This window comes from Mycobacterium sp. NGS39, assembly GCF_059812765.1.
Genome location: NZ_JCALDH010000015.1, coordinates 48,628 through 65,326 on the forward strand (window position 1 = coordinate 48,628; position 16,699 = coordinate 65,326).

The window sequence follows — 16,699 nt, forward strand, 5'->3', positions numbered from 1 at the left end:
GCTACGAGGACGCGCTGAGGATGGTGGGCGCTCGCAGCGGCCCGCGATTCGCGGGCATGGCAGTCAGCATCGACCGGATCCAGCACTTCGCCGCGATGATCCGCGACGGCAATCCGTCCTTCTGGGACAAGGACTTTGCGGAACCAATCTGGGGTGGGCTGGTGGCACCGCCGGCACTTCTCATGGGTCTGCTGATACCGCCGCCGTGGCTGCCGACGGGTGCGCCGCGCGCGGCGTCGATCGCACTTCGCGTCCCGCTACCCGGTCCGGCGTTCGTCAACGCCGCCAACGACGCGGAGTTCTTGCAGCCGATCCTGGCCGGTGACCGGCTCAGCGTCGTCGAAGAAGTGGTGGCGGTGTCGCCGGAGAAGACCACGCAACTGGGCGTCGGTCACTTCGTCGAGACGTGCGAGGCTTACCACCGCGACGACGGCACGCTGGTGGCCGTCAACCGCAACACCTTGTTCCGGTACTGCCCGGTGGATTCGGCATGACGTACGACGAAATCACGGTGCCCGCAGAGCTTCCCGAGGTCGTCGACGAGATCAGCTATCAGCGGGTGGTGATGAACACCGGCGCCACGTGGGACTACCACCCCGGTCACTACGATCCGGTCTACGCCCGAAAACACGGGCATCCGACGATTTTCGTGAACACAATGCACATCGCCGGCTTCGTTGATCGCATCGCCACCAGCTGGGCCGGCCCGTACAGCCGCGTGGTGCGGCGCAGGATGCAAATCACCGGGTCGATCTACGCCGGCGATTGGATGGTGGGCCGCGGCCGCGTGCTCAGGAAGCATTGTGAAGCAGCGCAAGGCATTACGCGGTACCTCGTGGACCTCGAGGTGACGGTGTCCAACCAGCGCGGTGAGCTGTGCTGCCCCGCGGAAGTGACACTCGAGCTGTACGGGGACGCTACAGGGCAGGCAGCTTGCGCGCGCTGACCGTCGACTGAAGCTCGACGTATTCCGCCATCCCCTCGGCGCCGAACTCCCGTCCGATGCCGGACTGCTTGAATCCGCCGAACGGACAGCTGGTGTCGAGTGTGTACATGTTGATGCCGTAGGTGCCGGTGCGGATCTGCTCGGCGATTTCCAGGCCGTGCGCGGTGTCGTCGGTCCACACCGAACCCGCGAGGCCGTAGTCGCTGTCGTTGGCAATCCGCACTGCCTCGCGCTCGTCGGAGTACGTCAGCACCGTCACCACCGGGCCGAAGATCTCTTCGCGGGCGATCCGCATCTGGTTGGTCGCATCAGTGAACAACGTCGGCCGCACGTACCAGCCGCGCTCGTAGGGGGCGTCCGGGCTGCCGACGACGATTCGCGCCCCTTCGTCGAGACCCGCCTTGATGTATCCCTGCACTCGATGCTGCTGCCGTTGCGCCACAAGGGGACCCACGTCGGTCGCCTCGTCGGTGGGGTCACCGACCCGCAGGGCCGACATCATCTCCGCGAGCGCGTCTACCACCTCGTCATGGCGCCGCCGGCTGACCAGAACGCGGGTCTGCGCCACGCAGGCCTGGCCGTTGTTCATCAGGCTGGCCGTCTTGAGTCCCCGGACGGTGTGGTCGAGGTCGGCGTCGTCCAGAATGATTGCCGCCGACTTGCCGCCGAGCTCCAGACTCACCCGCTTGAGTTGTTCACCGCACAGCGCCGCGATCCGCCGGCCTGTAGCCGACGAGCCGGTGAACGAGATCTTGTCCACGCCGGGATGGCGCACCAGGCTTTCGCCGGTCTCGCGGCCGCCCGGCAGGATCGACACCACACCCTCGGGCAGGTCGATCTGCTCGAGCATCTCGGCCAGCCACAGCGCATCCAGCGGCGTCTCCGGTGCAGGCTTCACCACGACGGTGCAACCGGCGAGCAGCGCCGGAATGAGCTTCGGCATGATCAGGAACTGCGGCACGTTCCACGGCACAATCGCGCCGACGACCCCGACGGGTGCCCGGCGCAGATGCACCTCACCGAACAAGCCGGGGCGGCGCTCCACCCACGGGAACTCGCGCGCAGTAGCCATGGCCAGGTGCATCTGCGCCAGCGCACCCGCGGCCTGGCCCAGCCGGCTGAAGCTACGCGGGCTGCCCATCTCCGCGGTGATGAGGTCGGCGATCTCGTCGACGTGGCCGGCGTAGAGCTGCGTGAGCTTGTCGACGTACGCCATCCGCTCGGCCACCGACAGCCGCGGCCACGGACCGGTGTCGAACGCGTGCCGTGCCGAGGCGACCGCCCTGTCCACATCCTCAGGCGACGCCTCCGGAGTCTGTCCGATGGGCTGTTCGGTGTGGGGCGAGATCACCGCGAGCATCTGGTCGGTGGCGGGCGCCTGCCAGCGGCCGCCGATGAAAAGTTGTTCGTAGTCAAGGCTTTTCATGTCGGCCACCGCCTTATCGCCCGTGATGTGCAGGTCGCTATTGCTGCTAACATAGCAAAGATGGGTGCTGATCTGGATCGGTGGCGCCGTTATCCCTTCCAGCTTGTCGCCGAGGATCCGCAGTTCTGCTTTCCGGCCGCCGAGGCCGAGCATCCCGACTTCGAATCGGACACCTGGTTTTTGGCTGGTGAGCTCACCGGCGAAGCCAGCGGGCGCAGGTTCGCGTTCCTGACGATCGTCAACAAGAACCGGCCCGGCCACGCCGTCACCGCCGACTTCTACACCTTTGCGCTGTTCGATCTCGACAACGGCACCTATGGCACCTACACCGACTACGACATGCCGCCGGCCAACCTGCGACCTGACGCACACCACAAGCTATCGACCGCCGACAGTCGTCTCGACATCAGATACGAGAGCGACGCCGGCGCCGTGGTGTGGCAGACGCGTCGCGACGGCGACGGCCAGTTGATCCCGTACACCTACGACATCGCGCTCGTCGGTACCGACAGGGCCGGCGTCCCGATGGCCCTGCAACTGCACGTGACGCCGACCCGGCCGCCGGTACCACTCGGTGCGTCAACTTACGACGGCAAGATCGCGTGCTTCGGCCAGGACGACACCTACTCGTACTTCCAGACCGGCATGGTCATGACCGGCACCCTGCAATGGGGACCTATCACCGAAACGGTCAGCGGCGCAAGGGGCCACATCGATCGGCAATGGTTTCCGCGGTACGCCGGTGGTGGCGGCACCGACGGTGATCCAGGCGCCCGCTCCCACGAGTGGCGCACGATCAACCTCGACAACGGCCTCGATCTGAGCATCTGGCGCCAGTTCGACCGGACGAATCGCAATGCGCTGCAATCCTTCTCGGGCGCAACCACCTGCCCGGCCCAGGGCATGCCTCGCTGCGTCGAAGATGTCGAGGTGAGCATCCAAAGCTATGTGCGCTGGCCCGCGGACGTGCGGCCACTGGTACCGCCGTTGGCCGACGCCCGCTACCTGCCGGACCGCCATCGCCTCTGGTCACGTCAGCTCGACCTGGATCTGGTCGGCGAGCCGCTGGTAGCCGCACCCGCCCATGCACTACCGATCGAGTACATGGAGGGTCCCTACCGGTATCGCGGCACGATGGCCGGGGAACCGGTGAGCGGCTTCGCGTTCTACGAACGCTCGCTTGCGCTGTACCGGGATTGGGAGCTGGTCGACGTGCTGGCAGCCAGAATCGACGGGGCCATGCCCGCCCGTGTGCGAGCGTTGATCGACGCCGGCCGCCGCGACGATGCGGTCCGGCTCCTCAGTGACTTTCGGGCGCCCACGGCCGCGGCCGCCGAAATCGTGGCCGACCTGATCGCCGCGCTGCGTTAGCTTTTCGCGATCGCCTCTGCCCAGGTGGCATGGCGATGCTGCAGTCCCGGCTCATTGCGGCCGAACACCAGATGCGGGCGAACCCCGGACTCGAGATTGGCCTGCAGCGCTTCGACAAGTCGATAGTCCTCGTCGCGCACTGTGGCGTGGGCATAGTCGAACACCGCATGTGCGCCCGCTGCGGCTGATTCGGTCGAGATGTCGAGCGGGGTTGCGTTCTGGTGCACCGTGATCGACCGGCCCGGCACGTCGCCGGGATACACGCGGAACAGTTCACCGTTGGCGACCGTGGCCGACAGCACAATATTCGGGAACAGCGCGTAAATGACGACCATGTGCTGCAGCGGCTCCCATTGCCGCTCATCGACACCGTCCAGATCGCAGATGCCGTTGAGCGGAAAGACCAGCCGGTGATGTGGGCCGATCGCGTCGAATACGGTGCAGTTGCTTCTGGCGATGGTCGCGAACGTGGTCTTGTGCACGGTGGCGAAGTGGTAGTTCTCGGCGAACGTGTCGATCGCAAGCTTCCAGTTGATCGGGGCGTCGAGCACCTTCTCGCCAAGCGGCGACCACCGCCCGATGCCCCACGACTCGAGCTCGCCGGCAAGCGGTCCCAGATGCGCGGGCACGTCGAGTGGCAGCTGCGGGTCCAAAGAGATCCACAGGAATCCCGCGCACTCGGCGGCTGGCAGCTCCGTCAAACGCCTTGGCTGCGAGGCGGATTCAGGGAATCCATCTCTACCGGGAACACCCGCGAGGTTGCCGTCGAGGTCGTAGGTCCACGCGTGGTAGGGGCACGACAGCCGACGCGCTTTGCCGCAGCCGGATGCGATCTGCGACTGGCGGTGCAGACACACGTTGGCGAACGCCTTCACCGAACCGTCCGGGCCGCGGGTCAACAGGATCGAGCGTCCCATCACGGTTTTGGTGCAGTACGTGCCAGAGGCGGGCAGCTCAGATGCGTAGCCGACCAGCTGCGGGCTGCGCAGCAGCATCTCCCTGTCGCTGGCATGGCGCTCTGCGGCCGTGTAGTCAGAGGCCGCGACCGTGTATTCCGAAGGGGCGAGGTCCGTGGTCTTGTCGCGCGCCAACTTCAGCGCCCGGCGGGTGAGGTCGATCAGGTGGTCGCGATCCATCCTGCATTCCTCCAAGCGCAAGGGTGATCCGCTATTTTTGCAATGATAGCGTTCGCCGCGGTGACGGCGATCGGTCGTTCGCGAAGCCGCGCACGACGTGTGCGCGCACGAAATCGGCAACGACGTCGTCGTCGTTCATATCCAGCACTGATGACGGTGTGCTGAACAGCGAGAACAGCATGCGCGCGAACCACTCGCCCGCGGCCGGGACGTCGAGGTCTTTGCGCACCTCGCCGGTCAACTTCGCCGCGCTGAGATAGGGGGCGAAGAACTCACTGCACTCCTGCAGCAGGACTGCCGCGTCCTTGGTCAGCAGCAGGCCGACCGCGTCCGCGTCGAAGTACTTTTCCGGCTCGATCGTGCGCCGCGCTCTGGTGACGAACACTGCCGCACGCGTCAGCTTGTCCTCCAGCGACGTGCCTGGCTCCATCGCCCTGGTCATCTCGCGATAGAATTGCTGCGACGTGTGCTCTGCGGTCGCTTCGACCAGCGCGGCTTTGTCGCGGAAGTATTCGTAGACGGTGCTGCGTGATACCTGGGCGGTGCGCGCCACGTCGACGATCGTGGTTTTACGCAGCCCGTGCCTGCGGAAGCATGCGAGCGCCGAGGCGATGATCACGTCGCGGGTATCGGATGCGGTCAACGGTACTGTCACGGCACCAGCGCGCCTCTCGGCACCGTTGCAGCGTCTGCCGATTCAAACGCTGCATTGATGTCGGCAAGGTGGTAGGGCTTTGGCATCAGGCGGTCGAACGGGTATCGGCTGGATTGCAAAAACCTCAAGCCGATTTCCAGAGTCGCCGGCTCATAGAGCATCACACCGCACATTGTCTTGTTGCCGTACACCAGCACACTGGGATCAAGCTGAAATGTTCGGCCGATGCCCACGTTTCCGACCTCGAGCAGCGTGCCACCGTTGTTGAGGAAGCCGACACCCTCGGGGATCACGCCAGGCGCGCCGACGACTTCGAGCACCCAATCGGCGCCGATGCCGTCGGTATGCGCCTTGACCTGCTCGGTCAACTCGTGAGCTGTGAGACTGCTGGCGTCGATGCAGTGTGTGGCACCGAAATCAGCTGCGAGGTGGAGCCGCTCGGGGATCATGTCGATCACGACCACCCGAGCTGCGCCGGCACTGCGCGCCACCGCCGCGGCGTTGATGCCGAGCCCGCCCGCGCCCTGGATCACGACGGTGTCGCCCAAGCGCACTTCGCGAAGCGCGAACAACACTTGGGCAAGAGCACAATTCAGCGGTGCCACCTGTTCGTCGCTGAGGTCTTCGGGCACCTTGTACAACGGCTGGCGTCGATGGGTGTAGTAGTACTCGGCGTGCGCACCGACGAAATGCGGTGGGTCGTGGTGCATCCGGTATTCGCCGGCCATCAGGTTCTGACATGCGTGTGTCCGTCCGCGCGAACAGGCATGGCACTGCCCGCAGGTCCAGAAGTACGGGGTGACCACCCGGTCACCGACTGCCAGTGGCGTTCCGGTCGCGTCGGCAGTCACCCCGTCGCCGAGTTCCACCACCTCGCCGACCATTTCGTGGCCCATCGGGTACGGGTAGAACAGCGGCAGCTCGCCGCGAAAGATGTGCAGGTCTGATCCGCAGATCCCGGCCATCCGCAGCTTCAGCGCAGCGGTGCCCGGCGCCGGTGCGGTCAGCGGGTATTCGGCCAGTTCGATCGGTCCTCCGACCGCAGTCAGCAGTGCGAGCTTGGGCACGATCCTCCTCAGTCGTCCGGCGCGAGGACGAGCGCGCTGGTGGGAACGCCGGTGCCCGATGTCACCAGGACGTGTTCGACGTCGTCGACTTGGTTGTACGACGTGCCGCGGATCTGGCGGACGCCTTCGGTGACGCCGTTCATGCCATGAATGTATGCCTCACCCAACAACCCGCCGTTCGTGTTGATCGGCAGGGCTCCGCCGATCGAAAGGTTCTCCACCGTCGCGAAATCCTTCGCCTCGCCCCGGCCGCAGAAGCCCAACTCCTCCAGCTGTGTGAACACGAACGGTGTGAAGTGGTCGTAGAGAAACGCGGTCTGGATGTCGCTGGGCTTGAGTCCCGTTTCGCGCCATAGCTTTTCGGCCACCACACCCATCTCGGGCAGGCCGGTGATGTCGTCGCGGTAGTAGCTCGTCATGACCTCGCCGTCATGCGCCGCGCCCTGCACCGCGGCGGTGATCACCGCGGGCGGCCGTGCGAGGTCTCGGGCGCGTTCGACGCTGGTGACCACCAGCGCGACTCCGCCGTCGCTCTCCTGACAGCAGTCGAGAAGCCTCAGCACGGGCTCGATCACCCACCGCGAGTTCTGGTGGTCCGCCAGCGTGATCGGCCGCTGGTAGAACCACGCGTCGGGATTGCGGGCCGCGTGAGCGCGGTCGACCACCGAAACGCGCCCGAAATCCTCATTGCTCACCCCGTAGGTCGACATGTAGCGCTGCGCGTGCAACGCCACCCATGATGCGGGCGTCATCAGCCCGAACGGGGCATAGTTCGCCATGAACAACGGCGTCTGCCCGGTCGGCCGCGCCGAGCTGCCGCCGAAGCGGAAACCGGAGCGCTCGTTGAACGCGCGGTAGCAGACGACGGCCGTCGCGGCACCGGTCACCACCGCCATCGCCGCCTGCATGACCGTGCCCGCCGCCGCCCCGCCGCCGTGCGGCACGCGCGTGAAAAACGTCAGGTCGCCGATCCCGACGCTGCGGGCGACGTCGATCTCTTCGTTCTCGTCGGCGGTGAACGTGACCATGCCGTCGATGTCCTTCGGCGACAGCCCGCATTCGTCGATCGCCGCCTTCACTGCTTCGCAGGCCAGCTGCAGCGGGCTGCGCCCCGACTCCTTCGAGAACTCGGTTTGCCCGATGCCCGCAATCGCCGTCTTGTCACCGAGCGTGCTCACGTGCCGGTCCCGTCCAACAGACTCAGCGTCGCGGTGCCCGACACATGCTCGCCTAGGCCGTTGGCGCCCTTGAAGCTCACCTCGACGAACCCTTCGCCGTCGGCCCCTCGGGACTTGCCCGTGACGGCGCCGGTGAATCGCAGCGGGTCGTTGGGGAACGCCGGCACACCCAACCGGATCGCCAGCCTCGTCACCATCGCCTCCGGACCCGCCCAGTCGGTCAGGAAGCGGGTGCAGAGCCCGTTGGTGGTCAGGATGTTCATGAACATGTTCGGCGACCCCTGCTTTCTCGCGAACTCGGGATCGTGGTGGACCGGCATGAAATCACGCGACGCGATCGCACCGGCCACGATCACCGTTGCGGTGACCGGGATCTCGAGTGTGGTGACCTTGTCGCCGACGTTGATGTCGCTCCAGGCCAGCGTGGTCGTGCGGAACGTCGCGGTCATTCGTCTCCTCCTACGTACACAGTGGCCAGCCGAGCCAAGTGCGCAGACGCGCAACCGAGCGCCAACTCGTTGTGCTTGGCCCACAGGAAGTAGCGGAACAGGGGATAGCTGATGTCGATGCCGATCCCGCCGTGGACCTGCTGGGCGGTGGCGGCAACGCGAGCGCCGGCTTCCGCGGCCCAGAACTTCGCGATCCCGGCCTCCCGGGTGGCGCTTCTACCCTCGCCGAGCAGCCACGCCGCCTGCCATGCGGTCCACCGGATCGCCTCGACGTCGATGAACGCGTCGGCCATCCGCTGCTGCACGGCCTGAAAACTTCCGATCGGCCTGCCGAACTGCTCCCGTCCGGTGGTGTACTTGGCGGCCATTCGCAACGCACGCTCGGCGACGCCCACTTGGACAGCACACAGTCCGACGAGCGCGCGATCGTAGACGTCCCTCATGGGTGCCAGCACCAAATCCTCCTGTGACGCCGCCGCCCCGTCGAGGAACACATCGGCATGCGGCTCGCGACTGGTCGTCTCGACAGGGCGCACGTCGACGCCGCCGTCATCCGCGTCGACGACGAAGACCCCGACCTCACCCTCGTCGGTGGTCGCCGGGATGAGCATCATGTGGGCGAGTTGAGCAGCCGGCACCAATTCCTTGACACCGGTGATGCGCCAGCCGTCACCGTCGCGGCGTGCTGTCGTCGAGGGTGTAGCGGGGTCGGACCTCCCCGGCTCGCTCAAACCCGTTGTGAGCAGCAGGTTTCCGGCCGTGACGTCAGGAAGATACCGCTGGTGTTGAGAATCGCTGCCGTGCCGAGCGATGGTGTCGGCGCCGAGGAGAGTGGCGTAGGCCGGCACCGGGGCGACGCTCCATCCCACTTCTGACAGAAGCAAGGCCAGCTCGAGGAAGCATTGTCCGCTGCCACCGACCTTGTCCGGCAACGCAATTCCGAGCAGATCGGCCTCCGCCATCTCACGCCACAACCCGGCGTCGAAGCGCACGTCGCCGGCTTCGAGTTCGGTGAGATGCTCTGGTGTGGCGCGGTGTTCGAACAACTGGCGGGCGACCTTGGCGATCGTCTCTTGTTCTTCGGTGAACGTGAAGTCCATGTCAGCGGGCCGGCCGGAATTGGTGCAACACCAAATCCTGGTTGTCCAGGGTGTCGAACGTCTGGTAGAAGACCTCGACGGGCATGCCGACTTCCACCTCGCCGGGCGCGATCTCGCAGAGGTTGGACACCAACCGAACTCCCTCGTCGAGTTCGATCAACGCGACGATGTACGGATACTCCATCAGGGGCATCCGGGGGTGCTGCGGAATCACGTAGCTGTACACCGCGCCGCGGCCGGACGATTCGACAGTGTCCCAGGCCACAGAGTTGCACACCGGACACATCGGCCGCGGCGGATGACGCAGTTGCCGACAGCCCGTGCACCGCTGGATCAGGAGCTTGTGATCGCGCAGGCCCTTCCAGAAAAACTCGGTGTCCCGGCTGACGGTCGGTGCCAGTCTGGTCGCCACTACTGTGCCGCCTTGAACCGGAACACCCGGAATCGTTGGCGTCCCAGCACTTCACCGTTCTGGTCGGTGTACGTGGACAGCCACGTGATGAAATGTCCGGTGCCCAACGAAGTTGTCTTCTCGTCGGAGATGTCCTCGAACACCTGGGTCACCGAGATCACGTCACCGAGGCGTGGATAGCGTTCGATCTCGAACTCCGAGTTGGTCGCCACGATGCCGGTGAACCCGGCTTCTTCGATGAACGCCGCCGGGTTCTTGCCCATCTCGATCGGGACGCCGCCGCGTTCGGCGATCCCTTCGATCTTCGGGGCCGGCATGGTCCACGCCTGCAGCATCGCCGGAGGGGACACGATTCCGCCGAATCGCGACTTCTCGGCGAAATCCGGGTCGAGGTAGACCGGGTTCATGTCGTTCATTGCGTGGCACCAATGCCGAATCATCGGTTGGTTCACCGGATCTGGAGCGACAGTCGGCTTGGGGGAGCCGCCGGTGGGTTGGCCGATGAGGGCATCGAGCTTCTTGCGGAATTCGGATTTGTCACCGCTCACGTCTGGTCCCCGTTCGTGGTTGCCGCGGTTCGGAGGTCGCGCGGCGCGCGCGGCATGAGAAGCCCCGCCATCGCGATGATGTCGCGCTGAAGTTCGTTGGCGCCACCGCCGAAAGTGTTGATCACCGCGAGCCGGTACGCCGATTCGAGAGCGCCGCGCAACGGTGCGTCGTCGCCCTTGCGTACGCCCGCGCGGTCGAGAACCTCGAGCAGTTCACGCGCGACTTGTTGCGTCAGCTCGGTACCGAAGACCTTCACCGCCGACGCCTCGGCCATACCCAGCGCACCCTTGCTCATCCCGGCGTTGGCCCGCAGGTTCATGACCTTGTACGCCGCCACCTGCGCCTCGACACGTGCCAGCGTCTGCTGCACCCACGGCTGGTCGATGACGCGGCCGCCGTCCAGCTCGCTGGTCTGCGCCCAGCGCAACGTCTTGTCGAACAGCGGTTCCAATGCGCCCAGGTTGCCCAACGCGGCGCGCTCGAAGTTCAGCTGCGTGGTGATCAGCTTCCAGCCGTCGTTCTCGCCGGCAACGAGCGAACAGGCCGGCACCCGCACGTCGTCGTAGAACGTGTAGAAGGTCTTCACGCCGGGCATGGTGTGCAGCGGCTTCCAGGAGAATCCCGGGGAATTCGTCGGCACGATGAAGATCGAAATGCCTTTGTGCTTCTTGGCATTCGGGTCGGTACGGGCGGCCAACCAGATGTAGTCGGCATATGCCGCACCGCTGGTGAACATCTTCTGTCCGTTGATGACGTAGTCGTCGCCGTCGCGCACGGCCGTGGTGCGCAGCGAGGCGAGGTCGCTTCCCGCGCCCGGCTCGGAATATCCGATCGCGAAATCGACTGTGCCGGAGAGGATTGCGGGCAGAAGCTTCCGCTTCTGCTCCTCGGTGCCGTACTCGACCAGCGTGGGCCCGACCGTGTTGAGCGTGACGAGCGGGATCGGTGCGTTGACTCGCCGGGCTTCTTCGAGGAAGATGTACTGCTCTAGGGCCGAGAAGCCGCGTCCGCCATACTCTTTGGGCCATCCGACGCCGAGTAAGTGAGCTTCGCCGAGGGCGCGCAGGCATTCCCTCACTGCCGGGCCGCCCTCCATGTGGTCGGCGACGGAGGCGATCCGCTCGGGCGTCATCACCGCTTCAAGTGAGGCGCGGATCTCGGCGCGCAGCCTTTTCTGGTCCTCGGTGAAATCCAGATACATTGCTCAGACACCCGTTCCGAGCCGTACCGGCATGCGCTTCACGCCGGGGACCATCGTCGCGCGCATCCGGTCCACATCGCCGGTGAGCTCGAGCGTGGAGTAACGCCCCAACAGCACCTCGAACAACACGCATGCCTCGAGCCGGGCCAATTGGGAACCGACGCACGAATGCTCTCCGCAACCGAATGCGATGTGTGGGTTGGGATGGCGGGTCACCTTGAATTCCTCTGCGTCGCTGCCGAAGACGTCTTCGTCTCGGTTGGCCGATCCGTAGAGCATCACGACGGCTTCGCCCGCTTTGATGCGCTGGCCGCGCAGCTGGACGTCGGCGGTCGCGGTGCGGGCCATGTGCGTCACCGGAGTCGTCCACCGCAGCATCTCCTCGACCGCTGCCGGGATCAGCGACGGATCGTCGACAAGCTTGGCGCATTCGGCTGGATGGGCGATCAGCGCCAACGTGCCCAGTGCGATGAGATTGCGGGTGGTTTCATTGCCCGCCACCAGCAACAGGAACGCAAAGTTGAGCAGATCCTCGTCGGTGAGCTTCGCGCCGTCGATTTCGGCGCAGGACAGTACCGACAGAATGTCGTCCTGAGCGTGCTTGCGTCTGGCTGCGATGAGTTGCGTGAAGTACTCGTAGAGCTCTCCCATAGCTGCGACCGAATCGAGCTCGATCTCGGGATCGGCCACTCCGGTACACGCGTCGGACCATCGCCGGAACTGTTCCCAGTCTTCCGGCGGCGCGCCCAGCAGCTCGGCGATCATCCGGGTGGGCAGCGGTGCGGCGATTCCTTCGGCGAACTCGAGAGCGCCGCCCGGCCTGACCTCGTCCAGCAGCCCGTACACGATCGCGCGGATCTTGGGCTCCAGCACCTGCACCCGTCGGCGGGTGAACCCGGTGTTGATCAGCTTGCGCAGCTGCCGATGCCGGGGCGGATCGGTGAAGATCAGATTTCCCTCCTGCACCGGGTTTCCCGGCAGCCCAGGGTCGGGGATCGTGATGCCCTTGGTCGACGTGAACAGCGCCGGATTGCTCGATACCTGGCGAATGTCCTCGTATTTGAGGAGCGCCCAGAACTTGGTGACGTCGTTCCACACGACCGGTGAACTGGCGCGCAACTCTTTGTAGGCCGGATACGGATCACCGATGAAGAAGTCCGGCGAGTGGAGAGGCACGGTCGTCTGCACTGCCTGGCCCCTCTCGCGCGGCGGCACTGTCGGACAGATACAGCATGTCTGTCGGATACGGTCCTGTCTAGTGCAACGCGATCACCTTGTCAATACAGGGGATTGACGACGTCGGTCGGACAGGTGTACACCGAATGTTGACTGCGAGCCCGATGAGGATGCAACGATGGCCGACCTGTGTGCACTCGTCGACAGCTACGGTCTCTACATCGACGGACGATGGGTCGACCCACGGGAAGGTCGCTACGACGACATCTCGCCTGCCACGGAGGCGACGATCGCTTCGGCCCCCGACGCCGGGCTCGCCGATGTCGATGCGGCGATAGCCGCGGCGCGCAGGGCCTTCGACTCCGGATGGTGGCCCACGGCCGCGCCCGAGGAACGCGGTAGGTGCCTCAACCAACTGGGCACGGCGCTGCTCGACCATGCAGACGACTTCTACGCACTGTCACAAATCGAATGGGGCTGTGTAGCCAACGAGCGCTTGATCCAGATCGACGGACCAGCCTTCATGGCGTTGCACGCCGGCGAACTCGCTGCGCAACTGACCGATCAGCCGATCGATGCATTCGGTGCCACCGGTTCGACCGTGCTCTGTCACGAGCCGCTGGGCGTCGTATCCATTCTGACGCCGTGGAACTTCCCACACAGCCTCAACGTGATGAAGGTCAGCAATGCGCTCGCCGCGGGCAACACAGTGGTGCTCAAGCCCTCCCCGCTGACACCGTTGTCGGGCCTCGCGCTTGCCCAAATCATCCACGAACACACCGATATTCCGCCTGGCGTCGTCAACGTCGTGACACCCAGAAGCGTCGAGGCCAGCAAGCTGTTGACCACCGACCCCCGAATCGACATGGTCAGCTTCACGGGAAGCTCGGCGGTGGGCCGCGAAGTGATGGCCGCGGCGGCCGGCACCATGAAGCGGATCCTGCTCGAATGCGGAGGCAAGTCAGCGGCCATCGTCCTAGACGACCTTGAGCTGAGTGACGAACTGCTGCAACGTTTTCTGTTCGACGGATGCTCACTGCACGCCGGGCAGGCCTGCATTCTGCAGAGCCGGTTGCTGCTGCCGGAGTCACGTCACGACGACGTGGTCGACCGGCTGGTCGACATGGCGGGGGCGGTGAAAGTGGGCGACCCAACGGATCCCGAGGTGCAGATGGGTCCGCTCATCAGCCGTGCACAGTTGCAGCGAGTAGAAGCGCATGTAGCGGCAGCGCTGACCGACGGTGCGACACTGGCTTTCGGCGGCCACCGCCCCGCGCAGCCGGACAAAGGCTTCTACTTCGAACCGACGATCCTGACCGATGTCGATGCTGACTCAGCCATCGCTCAGGAGGAAGTCTTCGGACCGGTTCTGGCGGTCCTTCGCTACCGCGACGACGACGACGCGGTCGCGATCGCCAACAACTCCCAATACGGGCTCTCCGGCGCGGTCTGGGGCGATGACGTCGGCCGCGCGGTCGCGGTGGCGCGACGCGTGCGCACCGGACAGATCGCGGTAAACGGTTGCATCCCAGGCGATGCGCCGTTCGGGGGGTTCAAGCAGAGCGGCTTGGGGCGCGAAGGCGGGGGCCTGGCGGGACTGCATCAGTACACGGAACCCAAGGCCATGGGAATCCCGACTTGATGGCACCCCTCGAAGGACTGCGCGTCGTCGAGATCGCGAGTGACATCGCGGGTCCGTACTGCACCAAACTGCTTGTCGACCTCGGTGCCGAAGTCACCAAAATCGAGCCACCGTCCGGAGATCCGCTGCGTAGCTGGGGGCCGTTTCCCGGTGACGTCGCGCACCCCGACCGCTCCGGTCTGTTCGAGTATCTCAACGCCGGAAAGCGCGGAGCCACAGTCGATTACGAAACAGACGCCTCGGCCGTGCATCACCTCATCGCTCGGGCGCATGTGCTCGTCGACGGCCTACGACCCGGATCGCTCGATCGCTTCGGCCTGGACGTGCCGACACTCGAGGGACTGCGACCCGGCCTCGTCGTCGTTCGCATCTCGGACTTCGGTCAGAGCGGACCCCTGCGCGACCGCGACGCGACACCGCTGACCGTGCAGGCGGCCTCTGGTTGGGTCAACAACCGGGATCCTGACCGTCCACCGGTGCAAGCCGGCGCGAGGATCGCCGAGTACGTTGCAGGAGGATACGCCGCGCTCGGCGCCTTGATCGCACTGAGAACCTTGTGCGCCAACACAACACGCGTGGTCGGGGTCGACGTGTCGGGACTCGAGTCGCTGCTGTCGACACTTCCGTATCCGATGCTGATGGCTGACAAGATGCGTCGCCTCGGGTTGCCGCCCAACACCCGGGCCGCCCCGATGATGGGCATCGTCCCCGCCGCCGACGGCTGGGTCGGAATCAACTGTCTGACCGGGCAGCACTGGCTGGACGTGTGCGCCATGCTCGGTTTGCCGGAATACGGCGAACAACAGGTCGCGATCATGCTGGGCGGCCTGGAGCGAGCGGAGTTCTTCGAGAAGGCCCAGCCATGGCTTTCCGAGCGAACTGTGGCCGAAATCGTCGAATTGGGTCAGGCGATGCGAATTCCGGTCGCGCCGGTCAACGACGGCGCAACCGTCATGGAATGTCCGCAATACCGTGAGCGCAAGTTCTTCGTCGACGGCGGCGGCGAAGGCTGGGCATTCCGCCGGCCCGGTGCTCCGTTTCGACTGTCCAGAACACCCGCTTTGCCCGTGCGGCCCGCCCCTCGTCTCGGCGAGCCGCCGAAAGCGTCTGATGCAGAGGCGAATTCGGCGTCGTTCGCGAGTGACACCGCCGATCCGGCGGCGCCGTTCAAAGACCTGAGGGTGCTCGACCTTACTACCTTCTGGGCCGGGGCATATCTGACGTGCTACCTCGGTGCCTTCGGCGCCGACGTCGTAAAAGTCGAGTCGATCCAGCGCCCCGACGGTCACCGCTATTCGGGCGCATGGGCTGACGAGGGGGATCGTTGGTACGAGCGCAGCGCAATGTGGCAGGGCACCAACCTCAACAAGCGAGACATCACACTGGATCTCACGTCCACCGCGGGGCGCGATCTGGCCCGCCGACTGGTGCGCGATTCCGACGTCGTTGTCGAGAACTTCTCGCCGCGGGTGATCGAACACTTCGGGCTGGACTACGAGTCACTCATCCAGCTGAGACCAGACGTGATACTCGTGCGGATGCCCGGCTTCGGCCTGCAGGGGCCGTGGCGCGACTACGTCGGCTGGGCACTAAACTTCGAGCAGACCTCTGGCATGGCGGCCGTCACCGGCTACGCCGAGGGGCCGCCGTGCAACCTGCAAGGACCGGCCGACCCCATCGTCGGAGTCCACGCCGGGATCGCCCTGCTCGCGGCGCTCGAACACCGGCGCCGCACCGGCCAAGGACAACTCGTCGAGATCGCGCAAATCGAGGTGGCGGCGGCTGTTGCCGCCGAACCGGTGATCGAGTACTCGATGAACGGCGTGGTTGCCCCGCGTGACGGCAACCGCCAACGCGGCCATCTGCAAGGCGTCTACCCCACAGCGGTGGCCGGCTCATGGGTGGCGATCTCCGCTCGCGACAAAGAGGACTGGCGCCGACTGGCGCGTGCGATGGGCCGCGCAGACCTACCGGATGAGATTCCCCACGACACGTTCGACGAGGTGGTCGCCGCTTGGGCCCAGACCCAGCCGCCGACCCACATTGTCGATGTCCTTGGCGCGCAACGAGTTCCGGCCGAGCAGGTCCTCACGCCCGATCGGATGTACGACATCCCTCACCTCGACGCGCGAGGGTTCTACCAGGAGTTGCGTCACCCCATCACCGGCCTGCACCGCTACCCGGGTTGGCCGTTCCGCATCACCCCGGGACCCGAGCAGCACCACCGCTTCCCGCCGCCGACGCTCGGCCAGCACAACGACGAAATACTCGGCGGCCTAGGGCTCGACACCGCGGAACTCTCGGCCCTGCGTGACCGAAGGGTCATCGGCGACGCTCTGTAGCTGCGCTCCGGCCCCGCTATGCGTTCATTGTGCGCCGAGGGCGTGGGCT

At 65.5% G+C, this 16,699-nt stretch carries 16 protein-coding genes; 5 read left to right on the forward strand and 11 right to left on the reverse strand.

Annotation, left to right across the window (positions count from 1 at the left end):
- Positions 1-20 precede the first annotated feature (20 nt).
- Positions 21-494: an FAS1-like dehydratase domain-containing protein gene (locus AC5Y39_RS19195; protein WP_500019528.1), complete on the forward strand. Its 474-nt coding sequence runs from the start codon at positions 21-23 to the stop codon at positions 492-494.
- The gene (locus AC5Y39_RS19200) at positions 491-946 is read left to right on the forward strand and encodes a hotdog family protein (RefSeq protein ID WP_500019355.1); all 456 of its coding nucleotides are present in this window, start codon (positions 491-493) and stop codon (positions 944-946) included. The genes AC5Y39_RS19195 and AC5Y39_RS19200 overlap by 4 nt, the downstream gene beginning before the upstream one ends.
- Here the strand turns inward: AC5Y39_RS19200 and AC5Y39_RS19205 are convergent.
- Entirely contained in the window at positions 918-2,372 is a 1,455-nt protein-coding gene (locus tag AC5Y39_RS19205; protein ID WP_500019353.1) for an aldehyde dehydrogenase, read from the reverse strand. The two genes, AC5Y39_RS19200 and AC5Y39_RS19205, sit on opposite strands and share 29 nt — an antisense overlap.
- A gap of 60 nt (positions 2,373-2,432) precedes the next feature.
- Between AC5Y39_RS19205 and AC5Y39_RS19210 the strand changes: the two genes are divergently transcribed.
- Complete coding sequence (locus tag AC5Y39_RS19210) at positions 2,433-3,743, forward strand: lipocalin-like domain-containing protein (protein ID WP_500019351.1); 1,311 nt, start codon at positions 2,433-2,435, stop codon at positions 3,741-3,743.
- On the opposite strand, the gene AC5Y39_RS19215 is transcribed toward AC5Y39_RS19210, so the two are convergent.
- The 10 genes from AC5Y39_RS19215 to AC5Y39_RS19260 are packed head-to-tail and all read right to left on the reverse strand — an operon-like array spanning position 3,740 to position 12,678.
- Positions 3,740-4,879, reverse strand: a complete 1,140-nt coding sequence (locus AC5Y39_RS19215) for an aromatic ring-hydroxylating oxygenase subunit alpha (protein ID WP_500019349.1) — start codon at positions 4,877-4,879, stop codon at positions 3,740-3,742. The two genes, AC5Y39_RS19210 and AC5Y39_RS19215, sit on opposite strands and share 4 nt — an antisense overlap.
- Positions 4,880-4,910: 31 nt before the next feature.
- The gene (locus tag AC5Y39_RS19220) at positions 4,911-5,534 is read right to left on the reverse strand and encodes a TetR/AcrR family transcriptional regulator (protein ID WP_500019346.1); all 624 of its coding nucleotides are present in this window, start codon (positions 5,532-5,534) and stop codon (positions 4,911-4,913) included.
- On the reverse strand, positions 5,531-6,601 hold the full coding sequence (locus AC5Y39_RS19225; RefSeq protein WP_500019344.1) for a zinc-binding dehydrogenase: 1,071 nt from the start codon (positions 6,599-6,601) through the stop codon (positions 5,531-5,533). The genes AC5Y39_RS19220 and AC5Y39_RS19225 overlap by 4 nt, the downstream gene beginning before the upstream one ends.
- Before the next feature lie 8 nt (positions 6,602-6,609).
- Positions 6,610-7,779: a lipid-transfer protein gene (locus tag AC5Y39_RS19230; RefSeq protein WP_500019342.1), complete on the reverse strand. Its 1,170-nt coding sequence runs from the start codon at positions 7,777-7,779 to the stop codon at positions 6,610-6,612.
- Positions 7,776-8,228 carry a MaoC family dehydratase gene (locus AC5Y39_RS19235; RefSeq protein WP_500019340.1) on the reverse strand — a complete coding sequence of 151 codons (453 nt, stop codon included), beginning with the start codon at positions 8,226-8,228 and terminating at the stop codon, positions 7,776-7,778. Before AC5Y39_RS19235 ends, AC5Y39_RS19230 begins: the two co-directional genes overlap by 4 nt.
- Entirely contained in the window at positions 8,225-9,328 is a 1,104-nt protein-coding gene (locus AC5Y39_RS19240; protein ID WP_500019338.1) for an acyl-CoA dehydrogenase family protein, read from the reverse strand. The genes AC5Y39_RS19235 and AC5Y39_RS19240 overlap by 4 nt, the downstream gene beginning before the upstream one ends.
- Before the next feature lies 1 nt (position 9,329).
- Entirely contained in the window at positions 9,330-9,740 is a 411-nt protein-coding gene (locus tag AC5Y39_RS19245; RefSeq protein ID WP_500019336.1) for a Zn-ribbon domain-containing OB-fold protein, read from the reverse strand.
- A complete protein-coding gene (locus AC5Y39_RS19250; protein ID WP_500019334.1) occupies positions 9,740-10,288 on the reverse strand; it encodes an FAS1-like dehydratase domain-containing protein in 549 nt (182 codons plus the stop codon). Before AC5Y39_RS19250 ends, AC5Y39_RS19245 begins: the two co-directional genes overlap by 1 nt.
- Positions 10,285-11,490 (reverse strand): acyl-CoA dehydrogenase family protein, encoded by a 1,206-nt coding sequence (locus AC5Y39_RS19255; RefSeq protein WP_500019332.1) that lies wholly within the window; start codon positions 11,488-11,490, stop codon positions 10,285-10,287. Before AC5Y39_RS19255 ends, AC5Y39_RS19250 begins: the two co-directional genes overlap by 4 nt.
- Positions 11,491-11,493: 3 nt before the next feature.
- On the reverse strand, positions 11,494-12,678 hold the full coding sequence (locus AC5Y39_RS19260) for a cytochrome P450 (protein ID WP_500019330.1): 1,185 nt from the start codon (positions 12,676-12,678) through the stop codon (positions 11,494-11,496).
- 166 nt (positions 12,679-12,844) lie between these two features.
- On the opposite strand from AC5Y39_RS19260, the gene AC5Y39_RS19265 reads away from it, so the two are divergent.
- Both AC5Y39_RS19265 and AC5Y39_RS19270 read left to right on the forward strand, forming a co-directional pair.
- Positions 12,845-14,308, forward strand: coding sequence for an aldehyde dehydrogenase family protein (locus tag AC5Y39_RS19265; RefSeq protein WP_500019328.1), 1,464 nt, complete (start codon positions 12,845-12,847; stop codon positions 14,306-14,308).
- Positions 14,305-16,650 (forward strand): CaiB/BaiF CoA transferase family protein, encoded by a 2,346-nt coding sequence (locus AC5Y39_RS19270; RefSeq protein WP_500019326.1) that lies wholly within the window; start codon positions 14,305-14,307, stop codon positions 16,648-16,650. The genes AC5Y39_RS19265 and AC5Y39_RS19270 overlap by 4 nt, the downstream gene beginning before the upstream one ends.
- The last annotated feature ends 49 nt before the right edge of the window (positions 16,651-16,699 follow it).